The sequence below is a fragment of the Rummeliibacillus sp. JY-2-4R genome, from assembly GCF_053847205.1.
This window is the reverse complement of sequence record NZ_CM132623.1, coordinates 78,592-93,386: the sequence shown is the minus strand read 5'-3', so window position 1 is coordinate 93,386 and position 14,795 is coordinate 78,592. Positions and strand designations below refer to the sequence as shown.

The 14,795-nt window shown below is 36.4% G+C and carries 14 protein-coding genes and 1 tRNA gene; 1 reads left to right on the top strand and 14 read right to left on the bottom strand.

Translation table 11 applies throughout. From position 1 onward, the window contains the following. Window positions 1–4: 4 nt before the first annotated feature. From pabC to ACWV26_RS00380, 10 genes are all read right to left on the bottom strand, one after another. Window positions 5–844, bottom strand: a complete 840-nt coding sequence (pabC, locus tag ACWV26_RS00425) for an aminodeoxychorismate lyase (protein ID WP_455896460.1) — start codon at window positions 842–844, stop codon at window positions 5–7. After that, entirely contained in the window at window positions 841–1,425 is a 585-nt protein-coding gene (gene pabA / locus ACWV26_RS00420) for an aminodeoxychorismate/anthranilate synthase component II (protein ID WP_455896459.1), read from the bottom strand. The genes pabC and pabA overlap by 4 nt, the downstream gene beginning before the upstream one ends. After that, on the bottom strand, window positions 1,422–2,813 hold the full coding sequence (locus ACWV26_RS00415) for an anthranilate synthase component I family protein (protein ID WP_455898147.1): 1,392 nt from the start codon (window positions 2,811–2,813) through the stop codon (window positions 1,422–1,424). The genes pabA and ACWV26_RS00415 overlap by 4 nt, the downstream gene beginning before the upstream one ends. A 189-nt stretch (window positions 2,814–3,002) precedes the next feature. Beyond that, window positions 3,003–3,932, bottom strand: coding sequence for a cysteine synthase A (gene cysK / locus ACWV26_RS00410; RefSeq protein ID WP_455896458.1), 930 nt, complete (start codon window positions 3,930–3,932; stop codon window positions 3,003–3,005). Between the two features lie 166 nt (window positions 3,933–4,098). Further along, window positions 4,099–4,989, bottom strand: a complete 891-nt coding sequence (gene hslO / locus ACWV26_RS00405; RefSeq protein ID WP_455896457.1) for an Hsp33 family molecular chaperone HslO — start codon at window positions 4,987–4,989, stop codon at window positions 4,099–4,101. Between the two features lie 16 nt (window positions 4,990–5,005). After that, window positions 5,006–5,770: a type III pantothenate kinase gene (locus ACWV26_RS00400; protein WP_455896456.1), complete on the bottom strand. Its 765-nt coding sequence runs from the start codon at window positions 5,768–5,770 to the stop codon at window positions 5,006–5,008. Window positions 5,771–5,879: 109 nt separating this feature from the next. Further along, entirely contained in the window at window positions 5,880–7,904 is a 2,025-nt protein-coding gene (gene ftsH, locus ACWV26_RS00395) for an ATP-dependent zinc metalloprotease FtsH (RefSeq protein WP_455896455.1), read from the bottom strand. Window positions 7,905–8,034: 130 nt separating this feature from the next. Next, window positions 8,035–8,577 (bottom strand): hypoxanthine phosphoribosyltransferase, encoded by a 543-nt coding sequence (gene hpt, locus ACWV26_RS00390; protein WP_455896454.1) that lies wholly within the window; start codon window positions 8,575–8,577, stop codon window positions 8,035–8,037. A 30-nt stretch (window positions 8,578–8,607) separates the two neighbouring features. Beyond that, complete coding sequence (tilS, locus tag ACWV26_RS00385; RefSeq protein WP_455896453.1) at window positions 8,608–10,020, bottom strand: tRNA lysidine(34) synthetase TilS; 1,413 nt, start codon at window positions 10,018–10,020, stop codon at window positions 8,608–8,610. Between the two features lie 15 nt (window positions 10,021–10,035). Beyond that, the gene (locus ACWV26_RS00380; protein WP_455896452.1) at window positions 10,036–12,441 is read right to left on the bottom strand and encodes a SpoIIE family protein phosphatase; all 2,406 of its coding nucleotides are present in this window, start codon (window positions 12,439–12,441) and stop codon (window positions 10,036–10,038) included. Window positions 12,442–12,625: 184 nt separating this feature from the next. Between ACWV26_RS00380 and ACWV26_RS00375 the strand changes: the two genes are divergently transcribed. Continuing rightward, window positions 12,626–12,699 (top strand) — tRNA-Met (locus ACWV26_RS00375). Between the two features lie 195 nt (window positions 12,700–12,894). On the opposite strand, the gene ACWV26_RS00370 is transcribed toward ACWV26_RS00375, so the two are convergent. The 4 genes from ACWV26_RS00370 to yabP all read right to left on the bottom strand — a co-directional run bounded on the left by ACWV26_RS00370 (window position 12,895) and on the right by yabP (window position 14,683). Beyond that, window positions 12,895–13,326 carry a S1 domain-containing RNA-binding protein gene (locus tag ACWV26_RS00370; RefSeq protein WP_455896451.1) on the bottom strand — a complete coding sequence of 144 codons (432 nt, stop codon included), beginning with the start codon at window positions 13,324–13,326 and terminating at the stop codon, window positions 12,895–12,897. A gap of 117 nt (window positions 13,327–13,443) precedes the next feature. After that, window positions 13,444–13,860: an FtsB family cell division protein gene (locus tag ACWV26_RS00365; protein WP_455896450.1), complete on the bottom strand. Its 417-nt coding sequence runs from the start codon at window positions 13,858–13,860 to the stop codon at window positions 13,444–13,446. Window positions 13,861–13,928: 68 nt separating this feature from the next. After that, window positions 13,929–14,387 (bottom strand): spore cortex biosynthesis protein YabQ, encoded by a 459-nt coding sequence (gene yabQ, locus ACWV26_RS00360; protein ID WP_455896449.1) that lies wholly within the window; start codon window positions 14,385–14,387, stop codon window positions 13,929–13,931. Next, window positions 14,384–14,683: a sporulation protein YabP gene (yabP, locus tag ACWV26_RS00355; RefSeq protein ID WP_455896448.1), complete on the bottom strand. Its 300-nt coding sequence runs from the start codon at window positions 14,681–14,683 to the stop codon at window positions 14,384–14,386. The genes yabQ and yabP overlap by 4 nt, the downstream gene beginning before the upstream one ends. Window positions 14,684–14,795 lie beyond the last annotated feature (112 nt).

Below are 14,795 nucleotides of genomic sequence, written 5' to 3'. Positions count from 1 at the left end.
CTTGCTACCTCTTTTCAATTGATTCAATGTACAAATTATGTAATCTCCGATAGATTGTCCCTTCATTGCCTGAGAACCTTTTATCATTTAAAGATCGAATTGGAATCAATTCTTGAATGGATGTCGTAACAAAGCATTCATCTGCACTTTCTAAATCTTTTGGCGTATACTCGCCTTCGTAGATGTTAATATTTTCTTTATTAGCCAAATTTAATACATGTTGGCGAGTAATACCTGGCAAGATTCCTGTAGATATTGAAGGAGTATACAATTCGTTATTTATTACCCAAAAAATATTCGAAGTTATACCTTCAGCGACAAATCCATCCATATTCACAAAAAAACCTTCTAGATTCTTTAAAGAAGGTAACTCCAATCGACCTAGGACATTATTTGCATAATGGTGAGATTTAAAACGAATTTTTTGTTCAGGTGAATTACGGATGGTTTGTAACCATACAGCATCCTTCTCTTGTCCTCTCGGATCAACCTGAAGGTCTTTACGGAAAATAATAACGTTTGGGTTAGGATAATTTGTTTGTGCCAATCCAATTCCGCCTTCACCAGCGGAAATATTTAAGCGATAATAGCCATCTGTTTGTCCATTCCGTTTATTCAATTCTATTATAACACTTCGTAATTCTCCAAAAGTATAAGGTATGCTAATTCGATACTCTTCTAGAGCTTGAGTTATACGTGTGCAATGCTGCTCCCACAAGAAGGGTTCATGATTATATGTTCTCAAAGTTTCAAAAAATCCTAATCCATATAAGAAACCATGATCTAGGGGTGATACAGAAAGCTTCGAAATCTCCATATACTCACCATTCATCCAGCAAATCATGATATCCGCTCCTTACAATACGTATCGATAAAATTTTTTAAGAGCTTTTTTCCACCTTCAGTCATTATTGACTCTGGATGAAATTGTACGCCTTCAATAGCAAACTCTTTATGGCGAATTCCCATAATCTCTTTTTCCTCTGTCCAAGAGGTAATTTCTAAGCAATCAGGTAATGTTTCTTCCTCAACAATTAATGAATGGTATCTGGTTGCAACATAAGGATTAGGTAAGCCTTTATTTACCCCTCTATTGTCATGATATATTTGTGAAGTCTTTCCATGCATTAGCCTTTTTGCGCGAATAACCTTACCTCCAAATACTTGGGCAATTGATTGATGTCCCAAACATACCCCAAAAATAGGTATCATACCTGCAAAGTGTCTAATAATATCTAGACTTATCCCAGCCTCATTTGGCGTGCAAGGTCCAGGTGACACGACAATAATCTCTGGTTGAAGAATTTCAATTTCTTGAACAGTTATTGCATCATTACGCTTAACTAGCAATTGTTCTCCCAACTCACCTAAATATTGCACCAAGTTATATGTGAAAGAATCATAATTATCAATCATTAGAATCATTGTACACACATCCCTTCCGCCATTTTCTTTGCCTGCCAGAGTGCTTTTGCCTTGTTAAGTGACTCAACATATTCTCGCTCAGGATCTGAATCAATCACAACACCCGCCCCTGCCTGAATATAAGCTATTTTATCTTTTATAAATGCAGTCCGAATCACAATATTAAGCTCCAAATCCCCATTAAATCCTAACCATCCAATAGAACCTGTATATAGCCCCCTACGTATTGGTTCTAACTCTTCAATTATTTCCATTGTTCTGATTTTCGGAGCACCTGTAATTGTACCTCCTGGAAATACTGCACGAATAATTTCTGCGTTACTACGCCCTTTTGACACTCGGCCACGTACATTGGATACTATGTGCATAACATGCGAGTATTTTTCGATAACCATAAACTCATCTACATGGACTGTACCGTATTCTGCAATGTGTCCTAAATCATTGCGTTCAAGGTCGACTAACATCACATGCTCTGCACGTTCCTTTTCACTTTGAATTAGCTCATTTGCAAGAACTAAATCTTCAGCATCATTTCTACCGCGCGGGCGGGTCCCTGCAATCGGGCGAGTTGATACAGAGGAACTATGCTTTTGAATCAATAATTCAGGTGATCCCGAAACAACCGCAAAGTTAGGTGATTGGATATACGCCATATAAGGAGAAGGGTTAAAAGCACGTAACGCTTCATACATTAATAGCGGTTCTGCTTCAAGTTCTTTTGCTTGTCGCACAGATAAATTCACTTGAAATACATCACCTTGGGAAATGTAGTCCTGTATTTGTTCAACAGCAGCCTTAAACTGTTCACGTGTCATATCCACTATCCTTGACTCATCACTTTCTACTACTTGGGCAGTACGATTCATGAAAACAGATGTAGAATATTCTGTTTTCCATTTTTCCACAAGCTCCTCTACATTTACCTCGCTAGTAGATAATTTCATAACTGTTGCTATTTCATTTTTAACGTCAAGTACAGTCCAGCAATCCACAATATAAAAATAGATATCAGGAATACACAGATCATCCATTGCAATATTTTGAAGCACTTCAATTCTCCGCACATAATCGTATGTGATAAATCCAATAGCTCCTCCATAAAAGGAATCACTTGGCGCTTCAAATTTGTATTGAGAAAGTATCTCTTCAACTAATAGGAGTGGTTCGCCTATTCGATGCTCACTTTTACCGTCACGCCAATTAATTTGAAGCCCGTTTTCTGTGGATTGAACAACTGCAAGTGGATTCCATGCAGCAATTGTTTTTTCTCCACCCCTTCCACTTTCTAAAAAGATATGGTGAATTTCATTTTCTGTCTGCTTTTTATAACTATTAAAAAAATCATCCTTGTTTATCGAAAAAGAATTGGACCTTACCAGTTGAATTCCCAATAGAAAACCTCCGCAAATTTAAGTTTTTCTAAATCTATATATCTGTTTTCAGTATAACAACACCTTATATTAAGCAAAAGTATAATCTAATTTAATACATGCTTGGTTAACTTTGAAAGTCAATAAAAAAGAACACTCCGTTCATTACAAACGGGTGTCCTTTTGAATAAATAAGTATTTTTCTTAGTCGTCGTAGTGGTATAGAGATGTACTTAAGTAACGTTCGCCATTGTCTGGAAGAAGCGCTAATACGTTTTTACCTTTGCCAAGGCGTTTTGCAGTTTCAATTGCTGCAAATATAGCAGCACCTGCAGAAATACCACCAAGTACACCTTCTTCTTTTGCCACTTTACGAGCAGCTTCAAATGCATCGTCATTATCAACTGGGAAAATAGAAGTGTATACTTCAGTATTTAAAACTTCAGGAACGAAACCTGCACCAATACCTTGGATTTTATGTGGACCTGGTTTGTTTCCAGATAGAACTGCAGAGTCTTTTGGTTCAACTGCGATAATTTCGATTTCTGGATATTTTTCTTTTAATACTTCACCAGTACCAGTAATTGTACCACCAGTACCTACGCCAGAGATAAAGGCATCTAGAGTTAATCCTTCAAATGCTTCAATAATTTCTGGACCAGTTGTTTTACGGTGAACTTCAGCGTTTGCTGGGTTTTCAAATTGTTGTGGAATAAACCAACCATTTTCTTTTGCTAATTCTTCAACTTTTGCAATAGCGCCTTTCATACCTTCTGCACCTGGTGTCAATACTAAATCTGCGCCATATGCACGTAGTAAATTACGACGTTCTAAACTCATTGTGTCAGGCATTACTAAAACTGCTTTATAACCTTTAGCAGCTGCTACCATTGCTAAACCAATACCTGTATTACCACTAGTAGGTTCAACAATTGTGCTACCTGGTTTTAATTTACCTTCTTTTTCTGCAGCTTCAATCATTGCAGCTGCAATACGGTCTTTCACACTACTACCAGGATTAAAGTATTCTAGTTTTACATACATATTTGCATCATTTGGACCAGTCACATTGTTTAATTTTACGATCGGTGTATTACCGATTAATTCTGTTACTGAACTAACTAATTTACTCATATCTCTCCACTCCCAATCCCTAGTATTTGAATAGGTTTTATTGATTTGATTTTACATCTTTCAGGAAGAGTTTGTCAATAAAAAACAGCCTACATTTTTTATGTAAGCTGCTTATTTTCAAAACAATTGAATAATTAACGGACTATATACCATATTTTTACTTATGTTAGTCTTTTTGTGCTTGAATTTCTTGAATAAATCCTTCCAACTCTTCTTTTGAATAGTGGTATTTTTCTTCACAAAAGTGACAATGCGCTTCTGCCATTCCATCCTCATCAATCATATCTTGAATTTCTTTTTCGCCAAGGCTAAGAATTGCTGCACCGAAGCGTTCTTTAGAACATGTACATTGGAACTTAACAGGCATTGTATCTAACACTTGTACATTTCCTTCTCCAAGCACTGCCTCTAAAATTTGCTCTGGTGTATATCCTTTTTGAATCATTTTAGAAACAGGTTCAATTTTTGCAAGATGATTTTCAATTTCTGTGATTGTTTCATCATCCACGCCTGGTAATACTTGAATAATAAACCCGCCAGCTGCAAGAATTGTGTTATCCGTGTCAACTAAAACTCCAAGTCCTACCGAAGATGGTACTTGTTCAGATTTCGCGAAATAGTAAGTAAAGTCTTCACCAATTTCACCAGATACAATTGGGACTTGTCCTGTAAAATGTTCACGCATGCCTAAATCTTTGATAACTGATAAAGTACCTTCAGTACCAACGGCACGACGCACATCTAATTTCCCTTGTGGATTTAAATCAAAATGAACTTGCGGGTGAGTAGCATAACCACGTACCTCACCTTTGGCATTAGCGCCAACAATCATAGGACCAATTGGACCATTACCAATTACTTTCACTGTAATAGCATCGTCACCTTTTAGCATAGCGCCCATCATGACAGATGCAGTCATTGTCCGACCAAGTGCAGCTGAAGCAGTTGGCCATGTATTATGACGACGTTGAGCTTCACCTACAGTTTCTGTCGTACGCACTGCGAACGCTCGAACATTCCCATTAAATCCTAATCCTCTAACTAAATAATCAGCCATTCTTTTTCCTCTTTTCCTAATGATTCCTTTTATAAATCAAATATAATCCTTTTAACGTTAAAAACGGATCAACAATATCTATAGCTTTCGTCTCTTTAGATAACATATTCGCAAAACTACCTGTTGCAACAACTAGTGCATCTTCTTTACTTTCATCACGCATACGATTAACAATTCCCTCAACTTGACCTAAATAACCATAGACAATACCAGCCTGTATAGAAGTTATCGTATTCTTTCCGATGACTTGATGTGGTCTTACTATTTCAACTCTAGGAAGCTTAGAGGCCTTCATAAATAATGCTTCTGCAGAAACAGAAATCCCTGGAGCAATTGCACCACCCATAAATTCTTCATTCGCAGATATATAGCAATACGTTGTGACAGTTGCAAAATCAACAACTATGAGAGGTGATCCATATTCGTGAATAGCAGCTACTGCATTCACAATTCGGTCAGATCCAACTTCCCTTGGATTTTCGCATTTAATGTTTAGCCCTGTTTTCACCCCTGGTCCAACTATGATTGGTGCGATTGAAAAATACTTACGAAACATTGTTTCAAATGTAAACATAATTGGCGGTACTACTGAAGAAATTATAATACCATGTACATCCTCGAAAGATAAAGCAACATGCGTAAACAACGATTTAATTTGCATAGCATATTCATCTTCTGTTTTTAATAAATCTGTTTTCAATCGCCAATGATGCTTGAGATGATTATTATCAAACATCCCTATTGAAATATTCATATTTTCTACATCCATCACTAAAATCATGAAAATTTTCCTCACTTATCGCAATTTCTCCAAAGAATCATATCACATATCTTTGGATTAAAAAAAGCTGACCGCCTTAAAGTTATGAGGGGTCAGCTCTTGGATGCATTTAATTACGATCTTCTTGAATACCGCCATTTGATTGTTCACCATTTGAATCTTTAGGTAAATCATTAGTCGTAGGGTCAGTGTTGCGGCTGGCATCAACTTTGGTTTCTTGAACAATAGTTGCATCTGTAGATTCTTTCATTCCAGTATCTGTTCCTTTTTCAGCTCTATTATTCTTATTGTCATATGAGCGTTCTGGAAGTTTACCGTATTTCTCTAAGTGCTCAATTTGTTCAGCATCTAACGTTTCAACTTCTAGTAAAGTTGTAGCGATTAGATTTAGAAGATCGCGACGTTCGGTCAAAATCCTTTTCGTACGTTCATATTGCTCTTTAACCATTAGTTGCATTTCTTGGTCAATTTCATATGCAATTCGATCTGAATAATTTTGTTCAGAGTTTAAATCGCGACCTAAGAATACGTTGCCACCTTGGCTAGAGCCAAATTGCAATTGTCCTAATTTATCACTCATACCATATTCAGTAACCATAGAACGAACAATACTTGTAACACGTTGGAAGTCATTATGCGCACCTGTTGAAACTTCACCAAAGACAATATCTTCAGCTACACGTCCCCCAAGTAAACCAGCTACTTTATCTAGAAGTTCTGGTTTAGTCATGAAGTAACGGTCTTCTTTTGGAAGCATTACAGCATAACCACCTGCTTGACCGCGAGGAACAATTGTTACTTTATGCACTTTTTCTGCTTCATCCAATGTCAGGCCGATTACAACGTGACCAGCTTCATGGAATGCAACAATGTTACGTTCTTTTTCAGAAATGACACGACTTGTTTTAGCAACCCCTGCAATAACACGGTCTGTTGCCTCATCAATATCGCCCATATCGATTTTCTTCTTATTTCGACGAGCTGCGACTAACGCTGCTTCGTTTAATAAGTTTTCTAAATCTGCACCAGAAAACCCTGGTGTACGTTGTGCGATTGCTTTTAAGTCTACTGTTTCATCTAATGGTTTTTTACGAGCATGTACTTTAAGTACGGCTTCACGGCCTTTTACATCTGGACGGCCTACAGTAATTTGTCGGTCAAAACGACCAGGACGTAATAATGCAGGGTCTAGAATATCTGGGCGGTTGGTTGCAGCGATAATAATAATACCTTCATTTCCACTGAAACCATCCATTTCAACAAGTAATTGGTTTAATGTTTGTTCACGTTCGTCATGACCGCCACCTAAGCCTGCACCACGTTGACGACCAACTGCATCGATTTCATCGATGAATATAATACAAGGAGCATTTTTCTTAGCATTTTCAAATAAGTCACGTACACGAGAAGCACCCACACCGACGAACATTTCTACGAAATCTGAACCACTAATTGAGAAGAATGGAACGCCAGCTTCACCAGCTACAGCTCGGGCTAATAAAGTTTTACCTGTACCTGGAGGTCCTACTAATAGGATCCCTTTTGGAATACGTGCGCCAATTTGGTCAAACTTTGTATGGTCTTTTAGGAAATCTACAACCTCTACAAGTTCTTGTTTCTCTTCATCGGCACCAGCTACATCTGTAAAACGAATTTTTTTCTTTTGATCGTCATACAGTTTTGCTTTACTTTTACCAAAGCTCATCATACGATTGCCGCCACCTTGAGCCTGATTCAATAAAAAGAAGAACAGGATAAAGATAACGATGAATGGAATAATACCAGTAAAGAACTGAACCCATCCACTAGTTTCTGGAGCTTTTAAGAAGTTGATTTTCGTATTAGCTTTCGCTTCTTTACGAATCTCATTCATCAACTCTTGATCATCAACAGGGATATTTGTAACGAATGATTCGCCTTGTTTATATCCCTCCATCTTACCTTTAACGACATAGACTAACTGATCTGGTTGAATGTCAGCTTCAGTTATCTTGCCGTTCTCTAATGCTGTAACGAACTCGTGATATTGTATTTCTTTTGTAGGTTGGTTCGCATTATTAAACGTACCAAAAATCCCGATAATCACGAGGAAAATTAACAAATAAAATATGGTGTATCGAAATATTCGATTCATCCCCAGCCTCCTCACAAGATAAACAGAAAAACTATAGTAAATCTTAACATATGAATTTTTTGTCGTACAAATGAAAAGCCTCTCATTTTAGATGTTTCTTATTAAAATTGTCAAAATTCTAAAATCAACATTAGAATGAGTAAACCGCTGGCTTTAAGACTCCGATATATGGTAAGTTTCTATATTTTTCTGCGTAGTCTAATCCATAACCTACTACAAATGCATCTGGAACTTCAAAACCAACATAATCCGCTTGTAAATCTACTTTGCGGCCAGATGGTTTGTCTAATAAAGTAACAATTTTAATAGATTTTGCCTTACGGTATTTAAATAAGTCCACAAGATAACTTAAAGTTAAACCGCTATCAATAATATCTTCGATAATAATAATGTCACGGCCTTCAACACTTGTGTTTAAGTCTTTAACAATTTTCACCTCTCCAGAAGAAACAGTTGCATTTCCATAACTTGTTACATCCATAAAGTCGATTTCAACATAAGAGTCTATGCGTTTCATCAAATCAGCCATGAATGGCATTGCACCTTTAAGTACACCTATTAATAATGGAAATTTATCTTGGTATTCCGCTGTTAGAGATTCCCCAAGTTCTTTAATCTTGTTTTGTAAATCTTCCTCTGAAATTAATACTTTTTCGATGTCATTCTGAAGCATCTTTTGTTCCTCCTTGATTGTATATAGACACTACAAAGTTTGTTGATCGAAGATGAATATCGTATCATCATTCGATCTTTTGCTATTAGAAAAATAGCTGCTTACACGGAGCCCTGGGACGGCTAATACCTCATTATCATTTGACACGATAACAGGCCAATCTTTTCTAAGAGCCATTGGAACCTTTTCGTCAATAAATAGACGAGAAATCCGCTTTTGTACATTTGCACCAAGCAACTGTATACGGTCCCCATCCTTTCTGCCACGAATATGTAGTGGTTGTGCAAAACTTGTTGCATTTACAAAGTAGCTTTTAGCTTCTGGGGTTACATCTTGAGGTGTGACTTCATCTGCTTTCCCCATATAAACACGTAAATTGTTCGGTAAATTAGTCCAATGTCCAGAAAGTAACGCTACAGGCATTGGACTTGATGTATTTACCTCCGCCTTTATAAGGACTAATTCATCATACTGACGAATTGCCTTTGCTCCTTTGGGTAAATTAATTGTTGCATTTCCAGCTGTTGTTTGTGTCAGTCTTAGAATGGAATTCCAAAGAGTGTAACTTTGTGCAATGATTGTATCTTTATATAGATATTTTAATAGTAGTAGAATGATTCTCCTTTGTAAAGCAAGTGGTTTAACTTGGAATGTATTAATATTTATTTTCCATAAATCAGGCTGCTTTTCAACTAATACATCTTCCAAAGCTTGCTCAGCAAGTGACTGTAATAATTCTTCATCTGCTTGCACCTTTTCTGTATAATGCATAACTGCTTCTGCAACCTTTGGATTTTCATCTCTTAGTAGAGGAACAACATGGTGCCTCATACGGTTACGCGTGTAAGAATCTTTTTTATTACTGGAATCCTCTCTATACCCTTGGTTATATTTTTGTAGATATTCTAAAATATCTTCTCTTGTTATTGAAAGAAATGGTCTGATCAATTCTCCATTTGCAAATGGACGGCATCGTTTAATACCTTGTATTCCAATATCATGGGATCCTCGAATCAATGCCATTAATACACTTTCAATTTGATCGTCTGCTTGATGAGCAACGACCAATTTTGAACTATTTGTCGTAAGCATTATTTGTTCAAAATAAGCGTAGCGTTCTCTTCTACAAACTGCCTGCATATTACCGCGTTCTGATTCTAATATAGCAGGTATTGGAATATTTGTGGCATATACAGGAATGTCGCGTTCCTTACAGAATGATTCTACAAATCGACGATCGCCTTCTGCATCTTCACCTCTAAGCATGTGATTTACATGCACAGCTGCGACAGAAACACCTAAGTTATTTTGTTCACGATATAAATAATAGAGCAATGCCATTGAATCTGCCCCTGCAGAACAAGCTACAAGAAGACGATCGCCCGTTTTACACAAATTATATTGCCGTATATATTCATAAACCTTTTGTTCGAGTTTAGACATCTTCTCACCTCATCACTATTTTACCATTCTTTCCCGGGAAATTTCTTGGAAAGTAGGCTTAAATAATGACCAATCTACGGTTTTATGCTGAATTTCGACACAGACGATTGTACAATCATCAATCGGCTGATCATTATTACGAAAAGTATTCAATATTTCTGGACAAATCTCGTGAATTGGAAGGCTTCTGTTTTGAAGCAAGCTATAACGAAGTAGTTTTTCTTGTTGTTCCCATGGCATATCCTCAAAGAATAGTCCATCAGTACACATAAATATGATATCTCCAGCTTTTAGATTTCTTTGTTCTGCTTCTACTGAAAATGAAGAAAACAACCCAAATGGTTCACTTGCACCTTCAACCCTAGTTACTTCTCTCCCTCTTACTAAATAGGTTGCCATACTGCCGGCTTTCCATGACCATAACTTACCGTTTTGCAAATCGATTAACGCAAAATCCATTGTTGCATACATCTCTTCTTGTTTTAGTGACATAACATAATGTAACGTGTGCATTGCTGTTTCTGGAGACATTTGGTGATTTAAACATTCTCGCATTAAACGTATCAATTTTCTACTTTCTTTATGCGCACGCTTATTGTGTCCCATGCCATCGGATAACATAATAGCTGTTAATCCCGGATTGAGAGAAAATACTGCATGTGAATCACCTGAATACATCGTATTGTTTTTTGACATGGATAATACATCATATTGCATCGAAAAGCGGATTGCGGATTGGAAAGTAATTTGCAAATGTGAATATGGTTTGGTTTTCTTTATTGTTTGGTGAATTTCAAACGGCTCTTTAAATACCTCCTGTAAAACAGGAAGTATTAATCTTTCCGCAACCATTTGATCTGTTTCCCATTGTGCTTTTTTATACGGAATACAACATACGACCTTTCTACTTCCTGGATCGTTTTTTAATATATCAACTTGGAAGAAATCAATGCCGATTTCTTTAAATCGATTTACCAGTATATCTTCTTGTTGCTGAAATGATACAGTATCGTTTGTCATGTCTTTCATTACGCTATCAATATGTGCAGACATATCTCTTAACTGTAAAGCAATCATCTTTTTACCATGTTGAAATTGCCCACTAAGTTGTTGTTTAGAAACAAATTCAGCTAATGCACTTAGGAATAGGGTCGATCGAACACATCTATTTTTAATTTTATCACTATATTGTATCCTAGATGCATTATGGCCAATTGTTTCTGCCATTAGCCATTGTTGTACAAGTTGTTCCATTTCATTTCTTCCGGCTCCCCAACACTTTTCGTATTTATAACAACTTTCGCAAGGTGATAAAGGCCTTGCTTCAATTTCCATAGCTTCATGTTGTTCAGTTACTCCAAAACGATCATTCACTAGTTCCTTCATGAATACAACAAAGTCATTAAAATTGGTTAATTTCATTGTTACTTTTTCAGTGAGCCAGCGCTGCCTTTCTAACAATACATCTTCATGATTTGGATATAATTGACGTTGCCAATATTGCAGCCAACTTTTTGGCATCGTAAGAAATAGTAGAGTAGCAACTGCTAATGCTGTGAAATATGTTTTATCGATAGGAAGTGTAGCGTCATAAAGAGCAAAAAATGCTGTTGCAATAGCACTTCCTAAAATGATGCCAAACTTTCCTAATCTATTACATACTCCTGCACAGAGTCCTGTTAAGGCATATACAGCAATCATTCCACTAAAAGACAAATGAGAAAGACTGATGATTGTCCCCATCAAAACAGCAATGGCTGTTGATAACGTGACACCCCCTACATATGCAGCAACTAATATAATGAACTGCAATGCTATATAAGTAGGCGATAATACATTCCAAACAATATTATTTGTTGCAGTTAGGATGATAGATAAAACAATTAATCCTGCTCCCATACGTTCCAAAGACCACGTAGCTGTCCATAGAGCAGGCATTGGCAATAAAACTTGAGTTAAAAATAAAGTCATGAAAATTGATAATATACTTTCGTATCCAACATATAATAGTATCATCATCGGTGGATTTCCATGGTACGAGAACATCTGCCACCCAATTTGTGTGAGGAAGATAGTGATACCAACAACAATTGCTAATGGCCATCTACGTATAAAGGTTTTCATAAATAGACAAAAGAGCAGCAATTCAATTACATGAATGGATAGTTCACCAATTCCAAGTGTAAAACTACCAATTATTCCTCCAATGAGTGCCCAAATAAAATAATCTCGGTGATTTTTTAGGGCTACCGCTAATATTGGCAAAAAGAACGGCACAATTGCTTCGAATAGTACAGCTTTTGATAACAAAAAAGCAGCAAAACATAACGATACAGCAAATAACAAGGGGTATTGTTGTTTGAAACTTACAGCTACATTAGGGATCGATAGTTTGTTTGGTTGTACGAATGCTTTTCTCATCGTCACATAACCTCCAATATACATTTCTGCTAGTATACCTGGAAGGTTGTGTAAAGTTTGTCTGTTTGTGAAAGTACGGACCAAAAATCGTTCGACGTTAAATAGCATAGTCTAAAGTATTTTAACAAAAATCGCTTGACACTCATTTTATAATTCTTGTAATATGAATTAGGTTGTTCACGAAGGCGGCGTAGCTCAGCTGGCTAGAGCGTACGGTTCATACCCGTGAGGTCGGGGGTTCGATCCCCTCTGCCGCCATATTTTAGATAAATTTATGTAGATATGATCTATTACTTATAAGAAAAAGAAGCTTCCATTCACTTTGGAAGCTTCTTTTATATTTGTCGATAATTAAATTGTAAAAAAAAACTATCATATAATCGTTTTTACGATTATATGATAGCCTATAAATATTAATAAAACACTTTTTCTACGATTAAAATAGCCAGCAAGTTACCCTCTTCTTGCGCCACGGCCACCACGTTTAGAATCTTGTGCACGTTTTAATGTTGCAAGACGATCTTCACTATCTTTTAAGAAACGTGCCATCTTTTGTTCAAAGTTTTCTTTCGGTTGACGATTTTCGCCACGATCATTTGAACGATTGTTATTGTGGCGTGAACGTTGAGGACGTTCTGGTCGTTCTGCTTGAGGTTTTGCTTTACGGATTGATAAACCAATTTTACCGTCAGCTTCAATATTCATAACTTTTACTTCAACCATTTCTCCAACCTTCAAATGGTCATTAATATCTTTTACATAGTTGTCAGCAACCTCGCTAATATGAACAAGACCTGTTGAGCCATTTGGCAGCTCCACGAATGCTCCAAAATTTGTGATACCTGTTACTTTACCTTGTACCTTGCTGCCCACTTCAATTGACATAAAAAAAATGCTCCTCCTTAAAATGTGTAAGCGGCTTAAAAGCCCATGATCAATTTGTAATTCTTTTAGTGAATCTTATCTTTAATTATATCCAACAAAAAAAGAGTGTCAATAAGACTACTCTTTTGAATCTGTTTTTTTCTTATCTTTTTCTTGCGATTTTGGAATTGAGAAAATAATTTCTCCATCTTCAGATAAGAATAAATCCTTTCGTGCGAGCTTAGCGATGTAGTCATCATCTTTTAATTTAGCAATTTGAATCTTCAAGTCCTCTTTTTTTTCTTTTTGCTTTGCTAAATCCTGTTTTAGCTCAACTTTTTGCTGTTCTTTCTCTGCTAACACTTGCTTTTGTTTAATCAAAGTGAAGACGAGGGAACCTGCAATAAGAGCAAACACGATTGCCATAACTGTTAAGCGTCGATATAAGCCAATTTTGCGGTTACGGTTTGCCTTATTTTTTTGAGTTTCAATTTTAGTGTAGTCTGTTGGCATTTGGGTAGTTTTTTTATTTGGTTGTTTAGATGATTGTGACATGCGGGTACCCTCCCTTTGAATATAATCCTCACTATTTACATATCAATGCTATTATATCTAACTTTTACCTATTTTTTAAGAGGTTTCTTTTTAAACTTTTTGACGATATATAGTATTGGAAACATAAGGATTTTGAAAATTGCTATAATTAGTCGAATGATTTGTCGTATGGTAGTCACGAGTAAATGGAAGATAAACCAAATGGGTTGAATCACTAATCGATTGAAGACTCGTCCAGCAAATCGGAAGAGTCTTTGCAAAAATAACTGATATATGCAAAAGCCCAATAATTGCGAGAGGAAATCCACAAAATGCCATTCTCCATCTCTTACAATCATTAACAATAGGAATGTGCCAATCCCAAGAAAAATCCATGTAGATATTTCAAATATGATGTAGCCTTTTCGCCGTAATGATTTCGGTGGCCCGTAATAACTAAGATTTCTTACCAAATCAATACAAGCTGCTCCTATAACACCACTAATAATTAGTGATGCTATGCTAAGGAATTGTTCTGAAATTGTCATCCAAATAATTTATGCAAAATTCCGCGGGATAGTCCACTGTCCTCTTCATCATATTGTAGGGTTTTTACAGTACCTTCTAGTGTAAGTAACCCCTTATCTACATCTAAATGTACAATTCTTAATTCTTCTCCGCGAATTTGCAAATGTCCTTGAGAGGTGAGTACTAAAAACTCCTCTTGATCAAAACGTTCAATAGATTTTACAGATGTTACATCCATTCTTTTACGATTTCGAACGGTTAATAAGTGATCTCCTGTTGGAATTGTATAAGTCGCGTTATCCTGTTGAAATGTCATCTTCTATTCCCCTCCTTGTCCTGTCCATTAACTATATGCTTGGACATTCTAAAATATGAAGATGAAGTGGAAAATAAAAGAATCCGTCTTAACTAGAAATTTACGCAGAAAT

Coding starts and splice junctions, on each gene's coding strand:
- pabC (WP_455896460.1), bottom strand. CDS start 844: ATGATTTGCTGGATGAATGGTGAGTATATGGAGATTTCGAAGCTTTCT.
- pabA (WP_455896459.1), bottom strand. CDS start 1,425: ATGATTCTAATGATTGATAATTATGATTCTTTCACATATAACTTGGTG.
- cysK (WP_455896458.1), bottom strand. CDS start 3,932: ATGAGTAAATTAGTTAGTTCAGTAACAGAATTAATCGGTAATACACCG.
- hslO (WP_455896457.1), bottom strand. CDS start 4,989: ATGGCTGATTATTTAGTTAGAGGATTAGGATTTAATGGGAATGTTCGA.
- ACWV26_RS00400 (WP_455896456.1), bottom strand. CDS start 5,770: ATGATTTTAGTGATGGATGTAGAAAATATGAATATTTCAATAGGGATG.
- ftsH (WP_455896455.1), bottom strand. CDS start 7,904: ATGAATCGAATATTTCGATACACCATATTTTATTTGTTAATTTTCCTC.
- hpt (WP_455896454.1), bottom strand. CDS start 8,577: ATGCTTCAGAATGACATCGAAAAAGTATTAATTTCAGAGGAAGATTTA.
- tilS (WP_455896453.1), bottom strand. CDS start 10,020: ATGTCTAAACTCGAACAAAAGGTTTATGAATATATACGGCAATATAAT.
- ACWV26_RS00380 (WP_455896452.1), bottom strand. CDS start 12,441: ATGAGAAAAGCATTCGTACAACCAAACAAACTATCGATCCCTAATGTA.
- ACWV26_RS00370 (WP_455896451.1), bottom strand. CDS start 13,326: ATGTCAATTGAAGTGGGCAGCAAGGTACAAGGTAAAGTAACAGGTATC.
- ACWV26_RS00365 (WP_455896450.1), bottom strand. CDS start 13,860: ATGTCACAATCATCTAAACAACCAAATAAAAAAACTACCCAAATGCCA.
- yabQ (WP_455896449.1), bottom strand. CDS start 14,387: ATGACAATTTCAGAACAATTCCTTAGCATAGCATCACTAATTATTAGT.
- yabP (WP_455896448.1), bottom strand. CDS start 14,683: ATGACATTTCAACAGGATAACGCGACTTATACAATTCCAACAGGAGAT.